Source organism: Bradyrhizobium sp. USDA 3262 (genome assembly GCF_054060035.1).
Genome location: NZ_JBSSCT010000001.1, coordinates 2,846,849 through 2,871,922, shown reverse-complemented (window position 1 = coordinate 2,871,922; position 25,074 = coordinate 2,846,849). Strand labels below are relative to the sequence as shown.

Sequence of the window (25,074 nt, the reverse complement as noted above, 5' to 3'; positions counted from 1 at the left end):
GTCAAATGACCTTGCGACGTCTGTGCCATTTGATCGTTATGGCGGCAACATTAGGTGGATGCGCAAATAGCGCTTCGGTCCGTTCCGAGCCGGCTGAGCAAGCGATCCAGGTGGAGCAGAAGAGCAGCGTCTTGTTCCTGCAGAGCCTTCGTGGCTCCGAAAGGCATCGGCTGCGGAGCTTCATTGCGAGTGCCAGTGGCGGCCGGCGGGATGCACTCCATGTCGATGTCACCGGCTCTCCCCGGCTCATTGCACAAGTGGCTCACGAGGCCCGTGCCATGGGCATTGCCCCCTATAACATCCGCCTTGCTGCCTCCCCGCTCGATCTGCCCGCCCGGTTCGGGGTGCGGATCGAGGCCATCACCTTTGAAGCCCATCCTCCTATCTGTCCATCGCTTTCCATCGTCGGGCCTGCAGTAAACGATAATTCATTCGATCCGACCCTTGGCTGCTCGACCAGAAACAATCTGGCAGTCATGGTCAACGATCCGCTCGACTTGCTGGACAATCGATCTGTCATAATAAGTAGTGGCGATCGCGCCGCCATTCCTGTTGCCAGCCACGGCAGCTTTGCCCCGCCCAACAAGAGCAAAGGGGAAGATGGAGCGAGCAACAGGGCAACGGAAGCCCCCGCGGCGGCGACGAGTGACGTACAGCCCCCTCGATGAGGGGCTGCCACCTAGCGCCACCGTCAAGATGATCCAGCGTTTTTTCCGTCCCGATTGATTGCGGAACGGGGCTCTAAATTTTCGGTCTGGCGCGTTTCTTCACGCGAATCGGGACCCGCTTCGCCCGCAAGCACTCTAGACCAGCCCGCCAGCGTGAAGCGCTTTTGCGACCGCCTCGAAATATTGCGAAGGAACCGGGTTGCCGAGCTTTGCTGTGCCGAGCAGCTGTCGCGCCAGGACGTCGTCATCCACAATCTTGAGGACCAGCGCGCGCGCCTCGCCAAGCAGTTTGGAAGCAGTTTCGCCCTCGCCACGGCAGACCAGGACAGGCACACCGGTTTCGCCGCGAACATACCTCAACCCAACCAGGGTTGTGGACCCCCTTAGGATCAGGTTGGCGCGATGAACGCCAAGCGGAGCCTCGTTCGCGGACTCCTGGCGCAGACGCCGGTGTTCACGCTTCACCTGCGGATTGCCTTGTTGTTCCTTGTTCTCGCGCTTGGCCTCGGTTTCGGTCATGCGCATCTCCTGCAGGAACAACCAGCGCTGGATCAGAAGATCAATCAATCCGCCAACGAGAAACGCCCCGGCGGCAATCCCGGCCAGCAGCTTGACTTCGGTGAAGACAATTCCGAGACAGCCCATGCCGCAGACCGGCAAGTACACCAGTGCTTTCCAGCTTGCGGTCACGGTGAGGAAAAAGCACGTCCCGAGGAGCACCACCTTAACCAGCGTCTTGCCAAGCTCGATGGCCGATCGTTTCGATGCGATCCGCGTCAAGCCCTTGATGGGATCCAGTTTCTCAAGTTTCGGTTTGAGTGGCTCCAAAGCAAACATGAAGCCGCCATTGGCCAGAACATTGGCCAGAAGGGCAGCTGCCACGGCAGCCGCGAGCAAAGGCCCGACCGTTGCAATCGAAAGTTCCAATAATCCGCTGAGCGCCTGCGGAACAGCGCTCGTGAAAGGCTGGTCCTGCAGTTTGTCGATCAGCCGGACCGTTTCATGCCACTTGTCTTCGATCGCTCCCGCTCTCCACCACAGGCAGGAAAAACCAGCGCAGGCGCTGACCCCGCTCACCAAATCCGAACTGCGCGCGCTCTGCCCCTTTTTGCGTGCATCGCGCAGCTTCTTGGGTGTCGGAGGAAGCTTTTTCTCCTCGCTCGTGCTGCTCATTTCAAGAGCTTCTTGAAATGCTCGAGCACGTTGTTCGACGTCAGGATTTCGGCTCCCGCGTATTCGAGGAGATAGACGGTGTAGCTGACCATGATGATGCCGAAGGCGACATTCTTGATCGTAGGCGAAAGATCGTTCAGCTTGAGCTGCGATGCAAAGCGGCCGAGCATCATGACCGACACGTCGATCAACAGCAGCAGGGCCAGCACGGGCCCGGCGACCAATAGCGTCGTCAGCATGATATGATCGAGAAGGGTGAGGCATTCCATTGCCCCTTGTGCCGTGACCGCAGGCAGGAACTGATACACGGGCCAGATCAGATAGCTGCCATAAAGACTGCTCACCATGGTCTGGAGGCCGCCGACCAGAACGAAGATCGTGACCGCAGTGACACCGAGAAAAAGCCCGGTTCCTGACGCCTGGCTGTGCGTCGCAGGATCTTCCGCCGCGACCTGGCTCGAGATTCCTCTCTGGGTATCGATGATGTCGCCGACTGCCTGGATACTCCATAGGGGAATGCTGAGCAGGATGCCGAGCAGAAGGCCGACGAAGACCTCCTTCAAACCGAGCATGGTGACGCTGACCAGACGCGTGTTCGGGTCTAGCGCCTCCAGGCCCAGCCTGATCTGCGCCAGGCACGGTAATCCGATCGCAATCGTCAGGCTGCCCCGAATCAGGCCGCTGATACGCGGCCGCGTAAAAACAGGAAGCACAAGCATGATGCCCAAGGCGCGGGCCGCGCTTAGGCCGGTTGCCGCGACAAGTTCGATTCCTCCCTGGACGAGAGCGTGCGCATCGGTGGGTGACAGGCCAGCCATCCAGGTCCCGCTAGTATCTTGCGGTGAGTGCAGGAAACTCGCTGAAAATGCGCTCGGCTTGTTCGATGAGCGGAACACTGAGCACAGGAGAAAAGCCGGCGAGCACGGCGACGACGACCAGAAGCTTCACCGTCAGGGGCAAGGTTTGATCCTGGAGCTGGGTTGCCGCCTGGATGAGGCCAATGATCAATCCCGAAATGAGAGCTGCGAGGAGCGGCGGCAGAACCCAGATCATGAAAAGCACGAGCGATTGGCTCAGGTGCATGAGGATGCTGGCTTCGTTCATTATCAACCTCCGGGCGTCGTATAGCTTAATACCAGCCCGTGCATGAGACGTGACCAGCCGTCGATGGTGACGAACAGAAAGAGCTTGAAGGGAACAGATATCACCGTCGGCGACACCATCGACATCCCCATGGCCATCAAAATCGTCGTGACGATCAGGTCGATGGTGATAAAGGGAAGATAGAGAAGAAAACCGATTTCGAAGCCGCGCTTGAGCTCCGAGATCAGGAACGACGGCACAAGAATCACAAAATCATCAGCCGTGGCACTGCCGCGCATCTCCTCCGACCAGACATGTTCGGTCGATGACAGGAAAAACCGGCGCTGCTCTTCATTGGTGAACTTCTTCAGATGGGCGCGCAGCGGCTCCTGCCCCTCCTTGGCGGCCGTCACCCAGTCATCGAACGTTTGGTAGCGGAGTTGCGGATCCGTCAGGCGGTTATAGGTCTGCTCAAACACCGGCGCACTGATGAAGACCGTCAGGATCAGTGCCGCCCCGTACAGGACGATGTTGGGCGGTATCGATTGGGTTCCGAGCGCGTTGCGCACCAGGAAGAGCACAACGGAGACCTTTATGAAAGCGGTCGTTGTAACGACTGCGAAGGCGAGCAGGCCGAGGCCGACCGTGATCGCAAGAAGCGCCAGGATGCTGGGTTGAATCTCAGTCATTGACCGCCAACCTGCCGCGTAACCTGACGGCAAGTTCCTCGCCGACCCGCACGATATCGCCGCGGCCGATACGCTGCCCGTTGGCAAGGATATCGATGGGGCCCTCAAGCGACCGGCCGAGTTCGAACACATGGCCTTCGTTGATGCTTCGCAAGGTTCCAATCGACATCGGCCAGCGGCCGCATTCGAATACGAGCGTGATCTCGAGACTGTCGATATCGGCCTCGGAGGGGAGCTGTTGCGCTTGGGGATGTGTCGTCATGTGTCCATTTTTCAGGGGGTGGGATTGCGAGCGGAATGGCCCCCGCAGGACCAGCCTGTCGCCGGCAATCTCCGCAGGGGCCCACAATGCGCCCGCAGTCAGGATGACCTGCCCTCGAGCAAGCGGAATAGCGTCCGGCAGCAGCGCATCGCCTTGCTGTGCCTGACGAACAAGGCCGATCGTGATGCGGAGCGAGCCAACCTGGCCTGCGACAATGACAGGCAGTTCAGAACGAAGCTTGGGCGTCTGTCGCGGCAATCGGCCAAGCAGTTCGCCCAGGACGCTGAACGCTGGCGGAACCAGAGCGTCAAGAGACGAGAATAAAACCAGGCGAGCCTTGCTCGTGAGCTGACCATAGGCGACGTCGAATTCCAGGTATGGACCTGATTTCGCCGCTTCATCGGTGCGGAGAAGCTGCAAATGCCGCTGCATCAGTCGCTCCAATGGAGCGAGCAACGGCTCTAGCGCCAGTTCAAGCACCAGCGAACGCGTCGGCTCGGAAGGTAAGCTCAGGCCGTTCTGTACGGTCGCAATCAGCGCTTCGGCAAGCGGGACGGGCAAGGACAAGACGAGCATTTCGCCGCCGGCGTCAAAGACGCAATCAAGCATCGATGTCTCAGTCGGCTCGACCTGCCAGACAAGCCGGTTTATACGCAGCGATAGCAGCTTGTCGCCGAGACGGCTTTGCAGAGGTCCGCGGAAAACCGCGATCTCGTTGAGCCACGAGACCACAACATGCGAGAGGGTCAGCCGCGGGCTGAATGGCACCGATCCATCCGGCCTCTGGGTCGCAGGCGGCGCCTGCCCCTCACGGCACGCTGGCGCTAAGGTAGGGGTATCGGCCATCAGCTCGGCTCGTCTCCCCTTTGGACGGACGCGCCTCTGCGGTAGCGAAGCAACACCTCATCATCGGCTTCGATTTCCGTCGCGGCTTCAACACGAGCATTGGTGCTTCGCTCAACGTCACGCTCGATCTCTTGCCATTTGTGGCACGCCGCCGAACGTTTGGCCCAAAGCGTCCGCGCCTCAAGGACTGCAGTCTCGGCCTGATCTTGAGCGGAGCGCGCCTCGTCAAGAACCTGCTGGGCTGCCGCGATGTCCTCTGTGAGTCGGCCGATGATAAGATGATGGCGGCGCTCGAGTTCGCTGACGGATATCGCATCGTCCGATAACATCTGCCGATAGAGCTCGGCTTCAATACTTGCGCGGTGTCTTTCGGCATTTGCAAGCTGCTCGCAAGCCTGTGCGACAGCTTCATCTGCGATGCGGCGCTTGGCTTCCATGTTAGACAGCTCACGAAGGGCACTCCGCTCCCGCATGTCCTTCACCAGCCGCAATTTCGAGGCATGAACACAGTTCATGCGGTCAGACGCGACATCCATGCCACCGTCTCCTCAAAATTGCATGCTTCGTCCTGGCCCTGACGCAGGAACGTGCGCAACTCCTCGATCGAGGCGATCGCCCGGTCGGTCAGCGGATCGGAGCCTTGCTTGTATTCGCCGACCTTGATCAAGAACTCGGCCTCAGCGTAGCGCGAGAGCAGATCACGGAACAAGGAAGCGGCCTTGCGATGCTGAACAGAAACGATGGCATCCATGACGCGGCTTCGGCTCGACAGCACATCGATTGCCGGAAAATGCTCTCGCGAGGCTAACGCGCGCGAGAGAATGATGTGCCCGTCAAGAATGCCGCGTGATTCTTCGGCGATTGGGTCGCCCATGCCGTCACCTTCGACAAGCACGGTATAGAAGGCCGTGATGGAGCCATGCTCGCCCATGCCGGCCCGCTCCAACAAGCCCGGCAGCAGCGCAAAGACGGAGGGCGGAAATCCGCGCCGGGTCGGAGGCTCTCCTGCGGCAAGGCCCATTTCGCGCATCGCGCGGCTAAAGCGTGTCAAGGAATCCATCATCAGAACGACGCGCAGCCCCTGATCACGAAAATATTCGGCCAGCGCCGTCGCCATATGGGCGCACTGCGCCCGCTCCATGGCCGAACGGTCGGAGGTCTCCACAACGACAACCGAGCGGCGGAGCGCTTCGCCAAGATGGCGCTCGATGAATTCACGCACCTCTCGGCCGCGTTCACCGATCAACGCGACAATCGTGACGTCGGCGGCTGCACCCTTGACGATCTGCGACATCAGTGTCGACTTGCCGCAACCGGCGTCTCCATAGATTCCGATCCGCTGGCCTTCTCCACATGTCAGGAGCCCATCCAGGACACGAACGCCGAGCGGAAAAGACTGTTCGATACCGCGCCGTTTCATCGGGTTAGGCGCCTTACCACGCAGCGGACGCGCTTCGCCAGCCTTTATGGGGCCCTTACCATCGAGCGGACGACCGAAACTGTCGATCACGCGGCCGAGCAAATCGGGGCCGACCGGCACTTCCTGCATTCGCCCGGTCGTGACGACTTCCGCACGGTTGGACAAGCCGACCATGTCACCGATCGGCGTAAGTAACACCCCGTCCGGCAACAAACCGATCACCTCGGCCTCGAGCGACCATCCGCTGCGGGGATCCTGCAAGAGGCATAGTTCCCCAACCCTGGCCTCCGGCAGGACGGCATGGAGCAGTGTACCGATCGCCCGCGTGACCCGACCGCGGACGGCACGCGTGTCGATATGCTTAGCGGAAGATCTCAAGGATGACAGTGCGGCGTGGACTGCCCCTTCTTCAGCCGCAGCATTATGCGTCGGTCGTTGCGTGGTCATGGCTCACCTTCGTGCGAAGGCAAGCCAAACCCCAAACGAAGCGCGCGGAGCTGCGCGGCGAGTCCGAGGTCGACATTGCCAAACTCGCTCCACAAAACGCATTGGTCCGCCGCGAGCGCCGGATCCAGCTCGATCCTGACCTTGGGCCGGCCATCCTGTCCGTTGTAGGCTGCGAATTCGCTGGCAAGCAGATCGGCCTTTAAGGGCGATACGTGAAGGCAAACTTCCGTGTTCTTGTACTTTTGCTCGATCGCGTGACGAATACTGCGTACCAGCATCTCTCCCGGATCAAAGGAGCCAAGCAAATCGCGCACGATCTCAATGACCAGTTCGGGCAACTGCTGCTCCAGAACGGCTTTTCGCTGCGCGAGTTCACACGCAGCCTGCGCAATCAGTTGCGTCATTTCCTCTGCGCCCGCCTTGACGCCCTCGGCATGGCCGCGCCCCCGTTCCCGCTCATAAGCTTTGCGTCCCCAGCTGCGAACACGCTGCAGGTGCCGTCCGGCAGCAGCCCGAGCGTCTAGGGCGTCATGCCAGATCTTGAGCTCGGCTGCCGGGATCAGAGGTCCAAGCGGGCGGAACTGCGGGGTCACAGGCAATGCTGGGACGTCGACTGTCATATCGTGGTAGCCTCCGCCCGCAAATGGGTCATAACCAAGGAGAGCAGCGGGCCTGCGGCACAACCGTGCTCAGCCGCCGGATTGTCCGCGGCGGTCCCAACGGGCAGGCGTAGAAGCACGCGGATACGGTCGAGCGCTGGAGCCTTGTCGAGCCAGGCGCCAAGACAGGCATGCCCATCGTGTTCGATCTGTCGCGACAGGCGCTCCGGATCGGCAATAGGCGTTGTTGCGACCGCACTGGATAAATGCCGGATGGCGAAAGCATGCGCTTCAGCACCGATCATTTCGACCAAAATTGACAGATCGTGCTTTGAAACCAGCTTCAGGACGGAGCGTGCATGCCAGATACTGCCGGCGAACATGGCAGCCCGCCGCGGATCATGCCCGAGCAAAGGATCCTCGCTCCAGCCAGCTCCGCCCACATCGACTTCGTGGCCGACCAGCAGTGCGGCCAGTCTTGGCTGCAGCCTAAAACTCTGCTGTAGTCGGAGCAACGTGGCCGGCGACAGCAGCGGATCAAGACAGGCAGCAGAACGGCTCGGATGGATCGAGGCAACAAGCTCACGCAATCGATCGGAAGCCAGCGTGAACGAACGATTGGGTTCGACGGGAGACATTGATACCGACATGAGCGTCCTGGCTATGTCGCATCAGACATGATCTTTTTACCAGCAGCCTGAACGGCGGGCACATTCGAACGCCTGCTGAACATGGTCAGTTTGCGCGATGATTGCCCGAACTGACGAAGACGCGCACCGAGCAACACATAAGATGCAATGACGAATACGGCGCCGGTGCCTCCAACTCCAAGCGCAAGCCACGGCGTTGAAGTAGATTTTGCGGGTTGAGCTGAAGCGGCTGCCGGCGACGCTGGCTGCTCAAGCGGAGTTCGCTCAACCGGCACGAAGACCACAGCCACCTTGTCGTAGGACAGCCCTTCGATGCTGTTGGCTACGAGCATCTTGATCTGAGGCAACAGCGCCGAGAGCTTTGCGTTGGAGCCATGCCGGATGAAAACCGACGCTGAGGAGGGGGTCGCATCTTGCCGCAACAGATCGTTTTTAGGAAGGACCACGTGGACCCGGGCGGAAAGGACGCCGTCGATATCGCTAATGGTGCGCGACAATTCTTCGCTGAGGGCATAAACGTAACGGGCCCGCTCCTCGATCGGGGAAGCAACGAGGCCCGATCCCTTGAACACCTCGCCAAGATTCTTGAAAGATTGGCGCGGCAGCCCCTCAACATTCAGCAAGTCAATCGAATAGGCGAGCTGCCTTTCCTCGACCTGGATCGTGCTGGTCCCATCCTTGGCGACAACACGAGCTGCATCGACACCCTTGCCAAGAAGAAGCGCTAGCATCTCATTGGCTTCACGCTCCTGAATCTTACTGTAGAGATCAGCTTTGCAGCCGAGCAACGGAACAAGAAGGGGCAGAGCAAGGCAAACGCGAAGCCGTCGCCACGATTGACGGCTGCCGCTACCCGCACTGCACATCACACCAGGCATCAGCTTCATTCAGCCCGCCGAAAGCAGCTTGTTCAGCGACGAACTCACGGCGCTGGTGCTCTTAGAGACAAGGGACACCTGAACGACGTCCCGGTAGACATCCCGCAGATTCACCACCATCGAATCGAAATCTGCCGCTACCGGTTTAACTGTCTCATGCGCGCCGATGTCGAGCGGCTGCAATAGCGGCTGCGCGGCAGGTCCGGGCTGGATGACGCTCGGCGCAGACGACACACTACCGACCGCCGGAGCACCGACATGACTGTGGTACATGGTAGAAAGCGCTTGAAGGATGCGATCGCCCGGCGGATTCGCTAGCGTGTTCGTGCGCTGCACTTCCGATACCGGCGGAACGACTGCGGCTCTATCTGCGACCGATGAGGTGGCACTCTGGTCGGAGGCCGCTTGCGCAAGAGACTGCTCAAAGTGCGCCTGCTCGCCGGCGGCTGCCGGCGAGCAGGCATTGGCAAGACAGTCGGCTGAATTGGGTGAGATCGGCGTTGCGCCTAACATCATATAAGGAGTCATTGCGCTCGTTGATGAAACCAGGCGTTGTCTGACACTGAACGGATCAAGATCGTAGTACGGTGAGCTGACGAAAACCTGACGAGGATGCGCCGCCTTGCGTCATCTAAAGATCACGTTTGGCGTCCAGGCTGGACCGAAATTCCAAGTTTAATTCTCAGAAGGCCTTCAGGAATGTTTGTCCGATCCACGATGGTATTGAAGAGAATTCTTTACGCCGGAGGTTTCATCTGTCTTGGAATGGTCAGCGCGCTTGGCGCCCCCCTCTCGCTGCCGTCGGCCCCTTATAGCTACACGGTTTTGGACCAGGACCTTTCTGCCGCGCTGCAGGAGTTTGGCAACAATCTCAATATCAGGGTCAATGTCAGCACTGAAGTGAAGGGCCGGATTCGCGGACGAATGCCGGACCTGCCACCGCGCGAATTCCTCGAGCGTTTGACCAACCTTTACAATCTTCAATGGTATTACGACGGCCTCGTTCTTTACATATCCGCGGCCCACGAGGCGCAAAGCCGACTGATGGTGTTGAGCCCGATCAGCTTCGATGCGTTCAAGACCGCGCTCGATGCGCTCAACATCTCCGATGAACGCTATATCGTGAAACCGGCCCCCGGCGATGGCCTCGTCCTGGCTTCGGGCCCGCCACGCTTCATCGCGCTGGTGGACCAGACGTTGAAGGGCCTTGTGGCGGAGGCGCAGGCGCGGCGCAATCCTGCCGCCGCCGAAGGGCCGCCGCGGGATTCGGTTTTGATGTTGTTTCGCGGCTCCTCGAGCGTGGTTATTCGGGACGGACGCCCGGAAGGGCATTATTCGCCCGACGCGCCGCATCAGGACGGCACCGTGCGGGAGGCTGGCACGGGCCAGAAGTGACTAACCGATGCGAAAACACCTTCAGCCGAAGTCGATCCGATCTGTATTGGCTCAAATCCGTCCGATCGTCAGCTTTTCGAACGCTAATGCGCCCAGCATGAGCGTGCGGATGTCTGGACGGCGGCGCCTGCTCCCGACCGCAACGGACGTGGGCAACCAGCCACGCTAGGCGCGAGCGGAAGTTGGTAAGCGCCAGTTTTGACGGGGGCTCGAGGGCTTAAAGGTCGACACGAGCTTCCGAACCAACTGCGTCGGAGCCGCAGGCATGAATACGAGCCGAGAGCCCGACTCACCAGAACCGCCTACGGACGCGATCGGCTTTCAGCAGCGGCTCAGTGGCGCGCATGCCAGGCCGTGTGGACTCTTGGTATTTCGCTGAGCCGCCAATGCCTGACCAATTTTCTGAAAGGACGCGTAACTAATGATTTAGTATATTCATCTTGGCGGGAGGCCAAGATGGCCAAGATAGTCGACAGCCTGCCAGAAAGGACGTTGCCAGGTGCTCCTGCCGTTGGCGACGTCGCGAAGGTCTGCTGGCGGCGGACTATGTCCGCGCTCCGCGGGCTGCTATGGAATGCTTACCCAGTGGGCGCTCGCCGTGTAATTGTCCAGATCAGAGGCCCGCGTCCATCGACGGTTTGATACGAACGAACCCCTCTTGTCGAAATTCGGCTGTGTGGGGCATACCCAGCATGGTGAAACTTGTGGTCCGGGAGTTATTGCTAGGCAAGAGGCCGGCCCTCCTTAGTATGTTGATCTGGGCATCCGAGGCCGTATGGGGACAGAAGACCCAGTGGTCGGCTATGAAACGCTCGTCCTCGGGAATGAAATTTGTGAGCTCCGACAGCGCAGCCCCGGCGGACGAGGATGGCCCGGCTTGCGAAGGTCCGGCCTGAGACGGTCCAGCCTGCGATGACCCGGCTTCCACATTCTGCCAAATTAGATCAGGATCAAACTCTGGGAGTTCCGCGATGGCTTGAGCGATCGGCTGCTGCGAGCCTGGCTGTGGAGAGCTTTCTCTGGCGGCCACCAATGGCCCGGGGGAGGGCGCAGCCGGCGCATATAGATCATCCTCCCGATCCAACAGTGATGAATAGGGATGCCCCGACTCCAAATATTGCGAATAGGGATGCCGGGCGTCCAGATATGGCGAGTAGGCTTTGCCCTGCTGCACGGGAGATCCCGCAGCAGGTGGCAGAGCACTATCTTCGACCTCGCGCAGCTGGTGCTCAAAGCCCGCTGGACCCGCGGGCGCTGATGGTGAATCGGGCTGCGGGCTTGTGTTCGTTGGGCTGATTGAGTTGAAATCCATCCTGCTCCTCCTTTGAAAGTTTGGCTCGAGCCATAGTTCGACGAAGGCCATTTGCATTGCGACCTCCAGAGAACTGTTTCGAAGGCTCGTGTGGAGTGCACCCTCCGAGCCGCCGGCAGAGCATCGGGTGTTCGATGTGCATCTCCATTAAGATGGATAGGCGGCATCGCCCTCTAGACATCCGCTCTCTCATGCTAAGAGAGTTAGCTTTCGAGAAGCTGACGAGCGTCAAGAGGATTCGCAATGAGCCAATGGAGAAGGCATTGACCTTCGCCACAAGCTGCTTCGCATTTTCAATTCATCTCTGCTTGGCGCAGACTTGCGCACGATGCTGTCCTGACGCGGCGCGTCCCCTGCAGTATCTCTCCAGCAGGCGGTCGAGGCTCATCCTGGTGTCGATCAGGATCTGATATGCCAGGATGAGGATGCCGGCCCTTCGCTGGACCGTGGCATGCCTAGCCGTCGCATGCCGGGCTATCGCTTGCAGGGCCATTGCAGGCCGGACCCCACGCTCGACCCTTGCAGCCGGACCGTCTCAGCCAGGTCCTTCCGAAGCCGCACCACCAGAACTGTCCGAGTTCCATATGTTGGACGGACGTCTCGCCAAGGATTACTGGGTTTTCATTGGCCAAACAGCCACAGGCGCTCAGATCGATATGCTGGAGTGCAGCGGAGTGAGACCGAGCAAGGACCGCCACAAAGGTTTTCACTCTTCTCGGGGTGCCCACACAGCCGAACGCAGAGCAGAGGGCTTCATTCGTCTCACGCCATCGCTGGACTCGATCCCTTGGCCCGAAGCCGGCTGAAGATCGGCCTGCGGACTCTGGGGAAGATCGGCCTCCCCACTAGCAACCATGGCTCGCGCCTCGGCAGGGCCATGTCTCTGGCGCCGACAGATTGAAATTGCGGACGGCAACGGCAGTCGGTGACGGCCCCCGGCCGGCGAAAAATTGCCAAGCTCCCACTTTAAGGCCCAATCGATCAGTGCAGAGACCTGGTCACGTCAAGATAGATGCACGGCGAGAGACAAACGATCACCAGTGCGCCCTCTTCTCACTTTTGCCTTCTCCGCCCTGCACTTTATATGAACCGACGCCGCGGAGTCGGCCACCTTGACCATCACGCGTGATTGTCACGTACACAGCCGCCGGCCCGCAGCATTCAAGTCAGGTTTTTCCGCGTCCCTTTGGCTAAGGTGCGTAAAACAGTTTCCGTCCGCCCTTCCCAAAAGGACGGCTAGCGTGCAACCAATTCTTCTTAAGCCGCATTGCAGGCGGCCTTAGCGCAAACCGCGTGGACATCGGTTACGTCGCGCGCCTCGTGAAACCGGGATTGAGTTCATTTGCGCATCGGCACATCAACGGGCGCAGTTTTCTTCGATCGGTTGCCCGATACCGCGCTGCCTCTGCTCATCCCAGCCGGAGCGTTTTTGATGAACTCCGATACTGGCGGACACCTTAGGTGTGCTCAACACCTCCACTTTGGCACGTCCATCCCAAAGGCCCGCGACCATGATTTCGAGCGGCATAGATCAAGGTCCGCTGCGGCCCCGCAAGCAGCGGCAGAGCCGACTTTCGCAAACGTCCGAAAATGCGGGGGCGCTCCAAAGCGCCGTTCCGTCTGGCTACGTCCGGCCGAAAGCTGCCCACACCCCGTCTTCGCCGTCCCAGCTGCCGCGGCTCGCCGCCTTGGAGTACTCGGTGGCGCGCTGCTCGAAGAAATTAGCGTGCTCGACGCCATTGAGAATCTCGACGAGCCAAGGCAGCGGATGCGCCTTGAGCTGGGTGAACCCGCCCTCCTTGGCTTCGAAGAAGCCGAAGACCGGGGCAATCCGCAACTGGGTCAGTCGCCAGTCGGCGACATAGCGGACGTAAGTGTGGATCTGCTCAGGCCTCATGCCCTCGATCTTGCCGAGGCCGAAGGCGAGGTCGACGAAATTCTCCTCCAGCTTCACCATGGTTTTGGCGACGTCGACGATATCGTCACGGACGGAGCGCGTCACCGCGCCGGTTTCTCGGTTCCATTCGTGAAACAGCTTGATAATGCCCTCACAATGCAGGCTCTCGTCGCGAACCGACCAGCTTACGATCTGTCCCATGCCGTTCATCTTGTTGTGGCGGGGGAAATTGAGCAGCATCGCGAAGCTCGCGAACAACGCCATGCCTTCGGTGAAGGCGCCGAACATCGCCAAGGTCCTGGCGACATCGGCTACTGTGTCGACGCCGAACTCGTGCATGTAGTCCGCCTTGGCACGCATCTCGGAATAGCCGCGAAATGCCTCGAACTCGGTCTTGGGCATGCCGAGCGTTTTGAGCAGCAGCGCATAGGCGTCGATGTGGACCGTCTCCATATTAGTGAAGGCCGCCATCATCATCTGGACGGTGAGCGGCTGGAAGATCGGGATGTAGCGCTTAAGATAGTTATCGCCGACTTCGATGTCCGATTGGGTGAAGAAACGGAAGATCTGAGTGAGCAGCGCGCGCTCACTGTCGGTAACGCGGTCCGATGCCCAATCCTTGAGGTCGGCACCAAGCGGCACCTCCTCGCCCATCCAATGGGTCTGCTGCTGGCGCTTCCAGAACTCGTAAGCCCAGGCGTAGCGATCGACGTCATAGCTGCCGGTCGAGTCGAGGAGGCCGACGCACCGTTTGCCGATCAGTGTGCGCGGATCGACGGATGAGAGATCGATCACTGACATGCGAGGCACTCCTCATAGTCAGTGTGCCGCTGCGGCTGCGGCGGCGCCGCGTTGTCGCCGTCAGCGATGTTGCCGGCGAACGCCGCGCGCGAGATCGATTTTGAACGGCAGTAGTAGAGGCTCTTCACCCCGCGCTTCCATGCCGTCCAATGCAGCATGTGAAGGTCCCACTTATCGACGTCGGCCGGCAGATAGAGGTTAATCGACTGGCTCTGGCAAATGAACGCGGCGCGGTCGGCGGCAAGCTCGACGATCCAGCGCTGGTCGATTTCGAAGGCGGTGCGAAAGACCGCTTTTTCGTGTTCCGACAGGGTGTCGAGATGGGCGACTGAACCCTCGTGCGCGATGATCGACTGCCAGGTCGCCGAAGTATCTGCGCCCTTGGCGGCCAGCAGCTTGGCGAGATGCGGATTACGCACCGAGATGGCACCGGACAAGGTCTTATGGGTGTAGATGTTGGCCGGGATCGGCTCGACGCAAGCGCTAGTCCCGCCGCAGATGATGCTGATCGAGGCGGTTGGCGCGATCGCGATCTTATGGCTGAAGCGCGCCATCACACCGCGTTCCAGTGCATCCGGGCACGGCCCACGCTCGCGCGCGAGCGTCACGGATGCCGCGTCGGCATCGCGACGGATTTTCCGGAACATGTTCAGATTGAACGACTTGGCCACGACACTTTCCATCGGAATGCCCTTGGCCTGCAGGAACGAATGGAAGCCCATGACGCCGAGGCCGACGGAGCGCTCACGCAAGGCGGCGTAGCGGGCACGCTTCATGCCGTCCGGCGCCACCGTGATGAAGTGGGTCAGCACGTTGTCGAGGAAGCGCATGACGTCCTCGATGAAGCCTGGCTTCTCATTCCACTGATCCCAGGTCTCGAGGTTGAGCGACGACAGGCAGCACACCGCGGTGCGCTCCTCGCCGCGATGATCGATGCCGGTCGGCAGGGTAATTTCGCTGCACAGGTTGGAGGTAGAGACCTTGAGGCCGAGCTCGCGCTGGTGCTTGGGGAGCGACCGGTTCACGGTGTCAATAAACAACAAGTAAGGCTCGCCGGTCTGCAGCCGGTTCTCCAGGATGCGTTGCCACAGTTGGCGGGCGTCGATCTCGCGGATGACATCGTTGGTCCTCGGGCTGCGCAGAGCGAACGCGGTGCCGGCGCCCACGGCACGCATGAACGCGTCGGTAACGTTGATCCCGTGGTGCAGGTTGAGACTCTTGCGGTTGAAGTCGCCGGACGCCTTGCGAATCTCGAGGAACTCCTCGATCTCGGGATGGTGGATATCGAGATAGACCGCCGCAGAGCCGCGCCGCAACGAGCCCTGGCTGATCGCCAATGTCAGGCCGTCCATGACGTGGATGAACGGGATGATACCCGAGGTAACGCCGCCCTTCACCTTCTCGCCGATCGAGCGAACGTTGCCCCAGTAGGTGCCGATGCCGCCGCCGTTAGAGGCAAGCCAGACATTCTCGTTCCAGGTGCCGACGATGCCTTCGAGCGAGTCCGACACCGAGTTAAGGAAGCATGAGATCGGCAGACCGCGCGTGGTGCCGCCGTTGGACAGCACCGGTGTGGCCGGCATGAACCACAGCCGAGACATCGCATCATAGAGACGTTGGGCATGCGCAACATCATCCGCGAAGGCGCAAGACACCCGCGCGAACATGTCCTGGAGCAATTCGCCGGCGAGCAGGTAACGGTCGGTCACCGTCAGCTTGCCGAACGGCGTCAACAGGTCGTCGCGCGTCCGATCGAGCTTGAGATCGGCCCGCCTTGGCGATGGAGCAAGGGGGCGCGGCAGCGGAGCCGGCGATGGCAAGACAAGACCCGACTCAGGCGGGGTAGGCCTTGCCTGCGCTGGGCGCGGCTGCACATGCGGCGGCTCAATGAGATGACCCTGCTGATCGAAATTGTAAGACGGCGACATCGGCAACCCCGCGATGTTGGGCGCGGGCCGGCGCGGACGACTTGCGAGGAATCCGGGCAAATGTCCCCGGCTGCAAGCGACCCACCGGGACACCCCGCCCGAGGACTTTCATTCGGTCGCGGCAGGTCTCCTGGCTCGCGGGTCACTGCGGCCATCGGCCTTCCCGGCGCTGTGTCGCGCCAGTGACCATGATGACAACCGCTCGCCGCTTACAGTTGCGGGGGCAGCCCCGGAGTTGCCGTTTTGGCGCACCGGGTTCCCTCTTAGCTTCCACCCTACAAGATGTGGGGAACGGAAGACCGTGACTGACTATAGATAGGTCTACGCGCCGGGATTCGTCAATTGGAGAGATCAAGATTTAGAAGGCAAAAACATACCGACCGCCCGGACCACTCTATCGCCGCTGTCACTTCTTGCTGCAGAGATGCCTTGGGCTGCCTTTCAGTTTCCGTTAAGCTTGCGCATAGTCGAGGAAATTCTGACCCACGTGTCGCATTGATGCGATCTATGAAACCGCGCGTCAGCAGAGAGGGAATTCGGCAAGGCGCTCTCCGATCTGAATCGCAGCGCTCGCCGCGACAAATGGCATCTGGACGAATCGTTATCCATCGTCGGCGAACAACATTGGCCCTGGCGCGCCTTCGACCAGAATGGCCTTGTTTTTCGACGTCTTGATCCAGCGCCGAAGAGACTCGCGCGCTGCACAGTGGTCCTTAACTGTCAGGGCTCCAGCGCAACGTGCAAGCCCTCGTTGCTTTCAACATGAACGTAACGGGGTCCAATCGGCCGTCCCCTGCCGCTGGCGACGGTGACAACGTCTTCCAGAGGCGTGGCCCGCGCATCCGCCTCTGGGCGAGACAAGATCAGATCCGCATGCAACAGCCCTTCTGATTCGAGGCCGGTCGCATCCACGCCAAGGGCCGCCAAGCTGGCCAAACAACTTTCAAACTCTTCAGCATCGCGAAAGCGACGCTGGATAAACGTCGCGCCGGTAAGACGTTCTGTCACAAGACCACGCTTTGCAAACGCTTCGGCCAACGATTCAAATGGGAACATTCGTAGCACAAAGGAGATGATCCATGGTTGCTTCTCTGTCGCATCGAGAATCTCGCTGAACGTCTTCTCGGTAACGTAGCCGATGCATCCGGTTGACATGATAACATCCACGGAGCGGAGAATGCGCGCGCTATCCGTCGATAGCGCCTCCTTTTCAAGGTCAGCGACGATGCCCTGCTCCAAGAGGCCAACACTCTTTGCATAGCTGATCGCCTGTACCGACACGTCGAGGCCGATAAAGCGCGCCAACCCGACATCAGGCCAGGCTGCATAAAAATTGCGATCGAGACTCACCAGTGTTTCAGAACTGATCGCCCTCATCTCACGCCGGGCGTAGCGGTGACGCAAGCCCCCGAAGGTCAGCGGAAAGCGATGCACTGCTGCGTTGATGCCGTATGAACATCCAACGTCGAGCACGACGGGCTTAAGGCCGGTTGCCGAAGCTTTCGCTGCCAGGATTTGGCGCACAACCGGCTCAGCCACGTCCGGAATCATATAATCTAGGTCTCCGAGGATCGAGAAATATGCCCTCGGATCATCAGAAGCATAAATATTATGGAATATAGCTTTAGACCGATTAATACGCGAAAAATCCATCCGCAACACAGTTCCTCCCATCTCATTTGCAAGCGAGTCGACGACAGTGCCTTCGTACTCGCCCGCACTTTGGTATACAGGTCGGTCTTACACCCGCCGATGCGACAGCAGAAGCGGCAAGCGGACAAGAGCATCCGCCTGCGTAAGATTTTCATGAAACTGGTCCCGCACCGATGAACAGCCGCTGGAGATACATTCGGCCGAGTTGAGAGCGGGTCGAGGCAACGGCAGGCAACATGAGAAGAACCGTTTCTGTCGCGTGATAAGATTGGCAGCATTCGTGAGCGCGAATCGGCCAGCACCTTAGAGAAGCGAGCTGACCGAAAGCTGACGAGCGTTCGTTACCCGATGACCGCGGCAGGTTTCCATTTAGGAAGAAGCATCGGCCTCCAACTTGGGACGAATTTTGGTGTCGATCCTGTCGTGAAAATAGCAGGTATACTCATCCGATCTCGGAGGCTGCATCTTGAAGAAAGTGCTATGTGTTCCTGTTTTCACCTGCCTGACGTCGCCAGGACGCTCGGCGCGCCGCTGACGCTGCCATCGACGCCTTACAGTTACATGTTCTGGATCAGGACCTCGCGACCGCACTACAGGAATTCGGTCACAATCGGAATATCCGGGTCAATGTAAGTACTGGGGTGAAGGGGCGGATTCGCGGGCGGCTACCGGAACTCCCACCGCGAGAATTTCTCGACCGCTTGATCAAGCTCTATAATTTTCAATGGTACTACGATGGGCGGGTGCTTTACGTATCCGACGCGCACAAGGCGCAAAGCCGACTACTGATCTTGAATCCGATCAGCTTTGATGCATTCAGAGACGGCAAAGCCGTCGCGTATCGCAACGACGCCACAGGCTTCGAGCAACAGCTGTCCGAGCTAGGAGGTAGCGGCATCCTACATCGCAGCTTGCGATTTTTTTTGATGCGAACCTTTGAACTGCTCTAAAAGACTCGTCATACGGATGAAATTCGACGTTTAAGGATGAGAGACGTTCCCGCTGTGAGGAGTAACACGGGCCTCAACCGGCAATAAGCAGACATGCGCGGTCAATCCAAGGAGCTTTGAGCAGAAACTGACGGGACCGCATGAAGCGGACGAATCTAACTAACTAGCATCGGATTTGGCCGAAGCTTGGAGCCGCGCCGTCACGCGCCGAGCCATCATTCGACGGCGGACGTGCCGCCACCACTGGTCCTCACTCGCCAAGCCGCCACATTCCTTAGATCGACATGCTGAGAAACTGCAATGTGATGTCAGGCAGGCACCCGCGGACAACAACTTTCGCCATCGCGGGTGTGCCGCACATGGCCGAACCGCGAGGAGAAAACTTATTCGTCTCCCAAGTCGTTAAACCTGCTCTTGCGGCTAGTTTGCGTCCGCCCTTCGTAACCGCGTGACCCAACTGTTATCTCGTATTGAGCCCGCGACGTGGATTCGATGCAGGGTCGAAGAGCGCAGCGGCCAAGGACGAACAAAAGGACTTAGGCCGGGCGTCCGAGCTTTGATGTTTGTCAGTGCAAGTTGGGTCCGCTCAACGCGTCTGACGATGGAGTTTTTCGAGGACTTGGTCGACGACCGGTATCTGAGCCGACCATGCTGGATGCGCAGCTCAGAAGAGCCAGCAGCTCAGAAGAGCGAGCACTTTTTCTGGCGCAGGCGCGGGGGTGGCTACTGCGAAATCAGCGCCCACCTTAAGGTGTTCCGGAGCTCTTGCGAGATTGTTGGACCAAATCAACGAATGCTCCCGATAGGCAGACGTAAAGCTTTAACTCGCTGACATGGCACCAGGCCAGGCGAACGCAACTAAGCGAAGCTGGCACCGGCATTGAAATACGTCCAGGTCCCTTGCGGGCAAGACTACTTCATCAATCACCCTGAAATCGTCTGAGCGCCGTCAGCTTCTCGAAAGGTTGTCCGTTTTACCATACGGGCGAATATTTAGACGGCGGCGTTCCCATGGATAGTCGCGAAACTGAGCGCTGAAGGCGCACTGAGCAACAGGATGCAAGTGGTAGGACCTGTTGAACTCTGCCGATCAACACTCCCTGTTCGTCGCGATCTCGGGCCGCGCCGGTGACCGTCTTGTGGTGCACACTTACATCGGAGGACGTGTAATGTCAGTCGACCTATCGCCAACCGCCAACTCAACTGTGGCTTTCTCCGGAATGCCCGCCCCTCCCTCGTCGGCGCAGGACTTTTCCAGCTTTCAGGCGATGCTGGCCAGCCTCTCCTCGAAAGACACGACCAACGATCATTCAGCATCGCAAGTGACGGCCTCCACAGAATCAACCAAGCAACTGACTGAGGAACTCACGCAGGAGGCGCGGAGTATCCTGCCACCAGAGATAAGGGCAGCATTGGATGCATATCAGGATGACCCACAGCCGTCCTGTGCTGCCGGCAGCCCAATCATTGCGGAAGCGCCCGTACAAAGCTCAAGGATCACCTGGAACGGTGGCACGCTGACTAATGCGGAACTGCAGATTGTCTCTGTGCTGAACCGCCACAAGGACAAATGCCCGCTTGATTGGAAGTCTCTGGGAGATTTGGCCAACGATCCCTCGACACCGCCGGATCTAAAGGCGGCGATCGAGGCACTGCAACAGGACCCGGAGCTCTTCTATGCGATCGGTTCGCAAGGCGACGGCCGCTGTGGCGGCAAGATCAAAGCGGGCGATCTCAGCGGCTTTTCCGACCATCACCCTCAAGTTGCCGCGTTCCAGGAGCAGCGGGCGCGGATCTACGAGCAGAACTACATGCCATCCGACGGTACCGGGAACGGTGAGCCATCGGTCATGACACTGACCGATGCCTTGCGCGAACTCTACCGCTATTCCGATAACCTGCCCAAGAACTTGAGCCTTGCGGATTTCAGGCGCATCGTGGACGGCAACGCCGACATTGGCAAATGCCCCCCACAGGTCCTCGCCGCGGCTCAATATTTTCTCGACCACCCGGATCAATGGAAGCAGTTGTACGGCGGCTCGATAGATAAGGTCCACAAGGAGGACTTCCTGCAGGTCGCTTCGTCATCGATGAGTCTCACTCGACCCGAGCTGAGCACACTAAACACGATCAACAAGAACCAGGACGCTTTCTTTGGAAATGGCGATCTGACCCGGGAAAAGCTCGTGAGTATGGTGGACGACAAGAGACTTTCCCCTGAGGTGCGAAGCGCGGCTTCCCAGCTGCTCTCGGATCCTGTGCTGTTCGGATTGATGAACAACGCGATTACTGGTTACAAAACCCACCACAAGTTTTTCGACTTCGGCGGCGGCCATACGGTCGATTCCGGAAACATCAGCAGAAACGATTTCAACCAGTTCTTCAACAACATGTCTGGTGCGAACCGCGCCGCTCCGCAATTGAAAACGCATGCCGCTCAAACGCCGGCCGAACAGGAGGCTACCGCAGACATGATGATTGGCGCGGCAGATCAGCCCGACATCAAGTCTCCCAAGAAGAACGGTGGCGCCCTCATGCACGCAATTAATGACGTGCTCAAGGTAGGCTCGAAGGTACTCGACTGGACAGCGACGGCCGTTGGTGTACTCGGCTTCATTCCAGGGCTGGGCGAACTGGCCGATCTTGCTTCAATGGTGATCGAGGCCGAAGCGCAAGCTGCAAATCTTCTGCACACCGCGATCAGCGGCGGCAACATGAAGAAGGCGCTGGAGGAAGCCGGGCTGAGTCTTGCGGCGCAGGCCGTGGGCTGCATCGCCGGCCCCGAGGTCAAGATAGCGATTCGAGAAGGCTTGGTGAAGCAGGCAATTCAAGAAGCGGCGACGGCCGGCATCAATCTGCCGGTGTCGATGGCCCAGTCCTACGCGGAGGACTATCTGAATAACCTCAAGGCACGGATTGAATCCGAGCGCACGCAAGCTGCAGGTGCCTACGCCTAGTCGTAGCGGCGCTAACGAAAGGCCAGCTTGCGCGGCCTGCGCGGTAGGGTCGTCCCCGCCGCGCAGGTCGCGCAAGCATATTCGATGCTTACACCGACGAGCGTGCTTGTCGCTAGCTAAACCGGCGCATTTGTCGGCTGCACTCGAGCACCCGACGGGCGTTCTCACATCGCGTGCGCCACCGCGAAGATTTCGCCGGGCCGATTGCGCCACCCATCGCGGACGGTAAACTTGTTGATGCCTTCACGCCGCGACGGAACCGGTGGAGTGGCGTGCCTGACCGGTTTACGTCGTCGGATCGAGAGCACATTAATGGAGGTGACGCTCAAGGTCCTTGTCTCCAGCGCCTCCTGATCGCTGTCCACGAAAGTGATCCATTTTTATGGGCCTGCTCCGAGCGGGAATGGAAGATCGCTCTTCATCGCTGACTCGCATGAGCAACTTTATCCTGGCGCAGCAGCCCGGGACAGGATCTAGACAAATCGCTGCGTGGTTCGAGGTACCTAAACTGCCGAACGAGCTGCGAGGGGTCCAAAGCCGGGCGAGTCCCGAGATGGGCCACGTCAAAGCTTAAGCCCGTTTTATCCGTCCGGCGCTTACATTCCGCTTGTCAACGCTGCGCTTTGATGAACAACGGCTTGCCTGATCAAGTGCCACATAGGCGAGGTCTTGTACCAACCCTGTGATCTGCAGCTTACGCCGACACACTGCCGAAATATGAGGCGGCCTGTCCAGAGGCAACATCAAAGAGATCGGCTCACAGAATTTCTGAGGCTCGTCAGCTTGTCGAAAGCTAATGCTTCCATAGTAGCCGTGACGGCGACCGCTCCCTCCGCACGAACGAAGTTTTGAAGTAGGAGAACCCGATGCGCATTTCCAGCTCTAGCGCCGCTGGGCACCTTGATTCCGACCTCCACGCGACTGGCGGCGGCAAAAAAGGATCTCGGGCGCCTGGCGAGCACGATGATCATGGCCAATCGCATGGTGCAGGCGCTCCCTTAAATGGCGGCGCGTCTGGTCCAGACGCTGACTCGCAAGCCGCTGCTATGCAGCAAGCGTTCAACGTCGCTCTCGGCGCCGTCGCTATGCAGTTTGTAAGTAGTGCAATGGGTCGTTTCGACGACGCCATGGCCGAGACAGAGGAGGATTCCTGACCTCGCATGTTGCGGCGTCAGGAAAATCGGAGCCGCAAGGCGCGGCAATCTTCAAATAAACAGGAGAGACAATATGGCTGATAAGGTTGGTGCTTCTCATTCCTCGACGGCGGGTGGCGCAGCTGGTACTGCTACTGCAGCCGCGGGTTCCGCCGCAGCTGAAGCTGCGGGAGAAGCGGCATTCAACAGGCAGCTCGCCGCCCTGACTGCCAGCAGCACGAAGGCTGCTGAAAGGGATGTAGAACTTCGCGTCGTCTCGACAGAACTCTCGACCGTCAAGAAAGTGGCCGACGAGCGGGTGCAGTAACGGATGAAGCGGGACGAAATTATATCCTCCCGCTTTTGCCGGCCGCATGATCTGTGAAGTCGCAACAGACCGTACGGCTTTGCCGTACGGTCTCGTTCTTCATTCAGGAGACGATCGTGAATGAACCAGCTTCCCCGCTATTCGAAGTGTTGTCGGGGTGTTATTCCGGGTTGACCGGCAAAGCGGGGAGCGGCTCCTGCTTGATTGGCAGCAGCCTCGATGCTGATTTGGTCTTCATCGAGCAAGGCCTCGAACCGCACCATCTTCGCGTCAGCTGGCATATCAGCTCGATCGAGATCGAGGCCCTTGCCGCGGACGTCGCGATCGAGGGTCGCGGCCCTATTTCGCCAAATGAGACCGTTGTTGTCCCTCTTCCTGCCGTCATCCATATGGGCGCGATGTCCATTCGCTGCTCGACCGAAGGCACTCAGCAAGCCGGCTCTACCGGGCGCTGGCATGTACCGATTATCCCGCTTGCCTTGGTCCTCATCAGCTCTGCCGCAGTTGGCACCCTTTCAACGAGATTTGTCCAGTTCGACAGCGCCGCAGCGCTGAGCACCTCGTCCTCCGCCACGGACATTGCCCCCAAAATCGCGCTCGCGACCCCTGATGTTCCGGCCACCGACGCAGCGGCTCAACGGCTGCAAGGGGAAGTTGACGCGGCGGGCCTGCTCGGCATCAAAGTCAGTTCCGGGCCGGGCGTTGTGACCGCCGATGGCACTATTACGCCTGCCTCGCTCGCTAAATGGCGGGAAGTCCAGCAGCGGTTCGATGTCCAAAGCAATGGTGCTTATACGCTCGTCAGTGCGGTCGCCATCAAGGAGGAGAAGGCGCCCCCCGCAATTGCCGTCCAGGCAGTTTGGCGCGGAAGCGCCCCTTATCTGGTCATTGCTGGTCAAAAGTACTTCGCGGGTGCACTCCTGAGCAATGGATGGACCGTAAAGGAGATCGAGGACGGACGTGTGCTGCTGACACGCAATGGCCAGCTTGCTGCTTTGTCTTATTAGAGTTTTAGCCCGCGGCCAACGAAGGAACGTTTCATGACTAGGCTGCCGCAGCGGTCCGTAGAGCCTGGCATCGCCTTTCAGGGAATTAACAACGAGCATCATGCACCTGTTATCGCCCCGGCCACACCTCAGGCCAGCAGCGTCGGCATCGACAAGGTCCATGGAAACGGCAAGGGTCACACGTCAGTTGTCCAACAGCGCGAAGCGCAGGAGCGGTTGGCTGCCAGCACGATCGATAACGCGCTCGAACTCAAGTCAATCGATCCAATCTCGCGGATCAATCCCACCGATGCCACCGAGCACGCAGGTAAGATCGAAACGAGTTCGGAACTTGCCTGCCTGAAGGGCCCCAATCTCGCGCATAGCCTGCTCTCCTTCGTCACGCCCCGCCTGCGTCATTCGCATGTAGTACGTCCGGAGCAACACGGCCTTCTCCTCGAGCGTCTGGCCGATGCGCTGTCAGCCGCGCCAGAGGGCTCGGTGGCAGGCGAAGGGGCTGCGCTTCTGCGGCTGGAGCTGCGGCGTTTAATCCTGCTCCGGCAGAATCACAACAGCTTGATCCAAGGCTAGCAATGCCAGATCCGCACGAAGTGCAGCACTTCACACCTACCCGGTCGTCGAATGTTTCCAAAGCCGATCGGGCAGTTCCGATCTCTGGGCCCGAGCGCGATTTGCTCTGCACGCTTTCCTATGTCCACCTTGCGTGCGGGCAGAGCGCACACAGTCTGGCGCTCTTGCGGCTCGTCGTTCACGAACATTCTCAAGACGTCGAGCTGCTTCGCATCCTCGCCTATGCCCTCATCTCGGAGCGCCTCGGCGAGGAAGCGCTATCGGTATTGGACAGGCTGGACATGCTTGATGATCAGCCATCGTCGCGTCTGCCATTGCTGCTGCTGCGCAGCCATGCTCTGCGTCAGGCTGGCCGCATGGCCGAGGCGCAGGCCACCTTCAAGCGCTATGTTTCCTTGCGGGGCAACCCGGCTCCGGTCAAACAATAA

At 59.4% G+C, this 25,074-nt stretch carries 25 protein-coding genes and 1 riboswitch; of the genes, 8 read left to right on the top strand and 17 right to left on the bottom strand.

What is annotated here, in order from left to right:
* The first annotated feature begins 5 nt into the window (after nucleotides 1-5).
* The gene (locus tag ACVWYP_RS13410) at nucleotides 6-668 is read left to right on the top strand and encodes a CpaD family pilus assembly lipoprotein (protein WP_080583568.1); all 663 of its coding nucleotides are present in this window, start codon (nucleotides 6-8) and stop codon (nucleotides 666-668) included.
* Nucleotides 669-803: 135 nt separating this feature from the next.
* Here the strand turns inward: ACVWYP_RS13410 and ACVWYP_RS13405 are convergent, their stop codons facing one another.
* The 11 genes from ACVWYP_RS13405 to ACVWYP_RS13355 form a co-directional block, all read right to left on the bottom strand.
* On the bottom strand, nucleotides 804-1,841 hold the full coding sequence (locus tag ACVWYP_RS13405) for an EscU/YscU/HrcU family type III secretion system export apparatus switch protein (RefSeq protein WP_028343879.1): 1,038 nt from the start codon (nucleotides 1,839-1,841) through the stop codon (nucleotides 804-806).
* On the bottom strand, nucleotides 1,838-2,659 hold the full coding sequence (sctT, locus tag ACVWYP_RS13400) for a type III secretion system export apparatus subunit SctT (RefSeq protein WP_028343880.1): 822 nt from the start codon (nucleotides 2,657-2,659) through the stop codon (nucleotides 1,838-1,840). The genes ACVWYP_RS13405 and sctT overlap by 4 nt, the downstream gene beginning before the upstream one ends.
* A gap of 10 nt (nucleotides 2,660-2,669) precedes the next feature.
* Nucleotides 2,670-2,945, bottom strand: coding sequence for an EscS/YscS/HrcS family type III secretion system export apparatus protein (locus tag ACVWYP_RS13395; protein ID WP_028343881.1), 276 nt, complete (start codon nucleotides 2,943-2,945; stop codon nucleotides 2,670-2,672).
* Between the two features lie 2 nt (nucleotides 2,946-2,947).
* The gene (gene sctR, locus ACVWYP_RS13390) at nucleotides 2,948-3,613 is read right to left on the bottom strand and encodes a type III secretion system export apparatus subunit SctR (RefSeq protein ID WP_028343882.1); all 666 of its coding nucleotides are present in this window, start codon (nucleotides 3,611-3,613) and stop codon (nucleotides 2,948-2,950) included.
* The gene (gene sctQ, locus ACVWYP_RS13385; protein ID WP_028343883.1) at nucleotides 3,606-4,607 is read right to left on the bottom strand and encodes a type III secretion system cytoplasmic ring protein SctQ; all 1,002 of its coding nucleotides are present in this window, start codon (nucleotides 4,605-4,607) and stop codon (nucleotides 3,606-3,608) included. The genes sctR and sctQ overlap by 8 nt, the downstream gene beginning before the upstream one ends.
* A gap of 113 nt (nucleotides 4,608-4,720) precedes the next feature.
* On the bottom strand, nucleotides 4,721-5,257 hold the full coding sequence (locus ACVWYP_RS13380) for an HlyD family secretion protein (protein WP_028343884.1): 537 nt from the start codon (nucleotides 5,255-5,257) through the stop codon (nucleotides 4,721-4,723).
* A complete protein-coding gene (sctN, locus tag ACVWYP_RS13375; RefSeq protein WP_304498897.1) occupies nucleotides 5,233-6,588 on the bottom strand; it encodes a type III secretion system ATPase SctN in 1,356 nt (451 codons plus the stop codon). Before sctN ends, ACVWYP_RS13380 begins: the two co-directional genes overlap by 25 nt.
* Entirely contained in the window at nucleotides 6,585-7,208 is a 624-nt protein-coding gene (gene sctL, locus ACVWYP_RS13370; RefSeq protein WP_028343886.1) for a type III secretion system stator protein SctL, read from the bottom strand. The genes sctN and sctL overlap by 4 nt, the downstream gene beginning before the upstream one ends.
* The gene (locus ACVWYP_RS13365; protein WP_028343887.1) at nucleotides 7,205-7,837 is read right to left on the bottom strand and encodes a hypothetical protein; all 633 of its coding nucleotides are present in this window, start codon (nucleotides 7,835-7,837) and stop codon (nucleotides 7,205-7,207) included. The genes sctL and ACVWYP_RS13365 overlap by 4 nt, the downstream gene beginning before the upstream one ends.
* A gap of 11 nt (nucleotides 7,838-7,848) precedes the next feature.
* Nucleotides 7,849-8,724: a type III secretion system inner membrane ring lipoprotein SctJ gene (gene sctJ, locus ACVWYP_RS13360; RefSeq protein ID WP_080583567.1), complete on the bottom strand. Its 876-nt coding sequence runs from the start codon at nucleotides 8,722-8,724 to the stop codon at nucleotides 7,849-7,851.
* A complete protein-coding gene (locus ACVWYP_RS13355; RefSeq protein ID WP_233475196.1) occupies nucleotides 8,725-9,243 on the bottom strand; it encodes a nodulation protein NolB in 519 nt (172 codons plus the stop codon). It lies immediately after the preceding gene.
* Nucleotides 9,244-9,414: 171 nt separating this feature from the next.
* Between ACVWYP_RS13355 and ACVWYP_RS13350 the strand changes: the two genes are divergently transcribed.
* Nucleotides 9,415-10,110, top strand: coding sequence for a hypothetical protein (locus tag ACVWYP_RS13350; protein WP_026192322.1), 696 nt, complete (start codon nucleotides 9,415-9,417; stop codon nucleotides 10,108-10,110).
* A gap of 613 nt (nucleotides 10,111-10,723) precedes the next feature.
* On the opposite strand, the gene ACVWYP_RS13345 is transcribed toward ACVWYP_RS13350, so the two are convergent.
* The 5 genes from ACVWYP_RS13345 to ACVWYP_RS13325 form a co-directional block, all read right to left on the bottom strand.
* Complete coding sequence (locus ACVWYP_RS13345) at nucleotides 10,724-11,479, bottom strand: hypothetical protein (RefSeq protein ID WP_233475198.1); 756 nt, start codon at nucleotides 11,477-11,479, stop codon at nucleotides 10,724-10,726.
* A 1,300-nt stretch (nucleotides 11,480-12,779) separates the two neighbouring features.
* Nucleotides 12,780-12,950 carry a hypothetical protein gene (locus ACVWYP_RS13340; protein ID WP_155258801.1) on the bottom strand — a complete coding sequence of 57 codons (171 nt, stop codon included), beginning with the start codon at nucleotides 12,948-12,950 and terminating at the stop codon, nucleotides 12,780-12,782.
* A gap of 96 nt (nucleotides 12,951-13,046) precedes the next feature.
* Complete coding sequence (locus tag ACVWYP_RS13335) at nucleotides 13,047-14,120, bottom strand: ribonucleotide-diphosphate reductase subunit beta (protein WP_162136766.1); 1,074 nt, start codon at nucleotides 14,118-14,120, stop codon at nucleotides 13,047-13,049.
* Nucleotides 14,111-15,940 carry a ribonucleoside-diphosphate reductase subunit alpha gene (locus tag ACVWYP_RS13330; protein ID WP_225161267.1) on the bottom strand — a complete coding sequence of 610 codons (1,830 nt, stop codon included), beginning with the start codon at nucleotides 15,938-15,940 and terminating at the stop codon, nucleotides 14,111-14,113. Before ACVWYP_RS13330 ends, ACVWYP_RS13335 begins: the two co-directional genes overlap by 10 nt.
* Before the next feature lie 211 nt (nucleotides 15,941-16,151).
* A riboswitch (cobalamin riboswitch) is annotated at nucleotides 16,152-16,367 on the bottom strand.
* 401 nt (nucleotides 16,368-16,768) lie between these two features.
* A complete protein-coding gene (locus ACVWYP_RS13325) occupies nucleotides 16,769-17,701 on the bottom strand; it encodes a hypothetical protein (protein ID WP_026192318.1) in 933 nt (310 codons plus the stop codon).
* 701 nt (nucleotides 17,702-18,402) lie between these two features.
* Here ACVWYP_RS13325 and ACVWYP_RS13320 point away from each other — a divergent pair.
* A complete protein-coding gene (locus ACVWYP_RS13320; RefSeq protein ID WP_016847924.1) occupies nucleotides 18,403-18,651 on the top strand; it encodes a hypothetical protein in 249 nt (82 codons plus the stop codon).
* A gap of 1,268 nt (nucleotides 18,652-19,919) precedes the next feature.
* Nucleotides 19,920-21,608, top strand: coding sequence for an HrpF/NolX family T3SS translocon protein (locus ACVWYP_RS13315; protein WP_304500227.1), 1,689 nt, complete (start codon nucleotides 19,920-19,922; stop codon nucleotides 21,606-21,608).
* Between the two features lie 164 nt (nucleotides 21,609-21,772).
* Here the strand turns inward: ACVWYP_RS13315 and ACVWYP_RS13310 are convergent, their stop codons facing one another.
* Complete coding sequence (locus tag ACVWYP_RS13310; protein WP_155258683.1) at nucleotides 21,773-21,973, bottom strand: hypothetical protein; 201 nt, start codon at nucleotides 21,971-21,973, stop codon at nucleotides 21,773-21,775.
* Between the two features lie 862 nt (nucleotides 21,974-22,835).
* Here ACVWYP_RS13310 and ACVWYP_RS13305 point away from each other — a divergent pair.
* The 4 genes from ACVWYP_RS13305 (at nucleotide 22,836) to sctY (ending at nucleotide 25,074) form a co-directional block, all read left to right on the top strand.
* On the top strand, nucleotides 22,836-23,069 hold the full coding sequence (locus tag ACVWYP_RS13305) for a hypothetical protein (RefSeq protein ID WP_075968406.1): 234 nt from the start codon (nucleotides 22,836-22,838) through the stop codon (nucleotides 23,067-23,069).
* Nucleotides 23,070-23,185: 116 nt separating this feature from the next.
* A complete protein-coding gene (locus ACVWYP_RS13300; RefSeq protein WP_026192316.1) occupies nucleotides 23,186-24,076 on the top strand; it encodes a SctD/MshK family protein in 891 nt (296 codons plus the stop codon).
* A gap of 33 nt (nucleotides 24,077-24,109) precedes the next feature.
* On the top strand, nucleotides 24,110-24,646 hold the full coding sequence (locus ACVWYP_RS13295; protein WP_016847917.1) for a hypothetical protein: 537 nt from the start codon (nucleotides 24,110-24,112) through the stop codon (nucleotides 24,644-24,646).
* Between the two features lie 2 nt (nucleotides 24,647-24,648).
* Complete coding sequence (sctY, locus tag ACVWYP_RS13290) at nucleotides 24,649-25,074, top strand: type III secretion apparatus assembly chaperone SctY (protein WP_050994308.1); 426 nt, start codon at nucleotides 24,649-24,651, stop codon at nucleotides 25,072-25,074.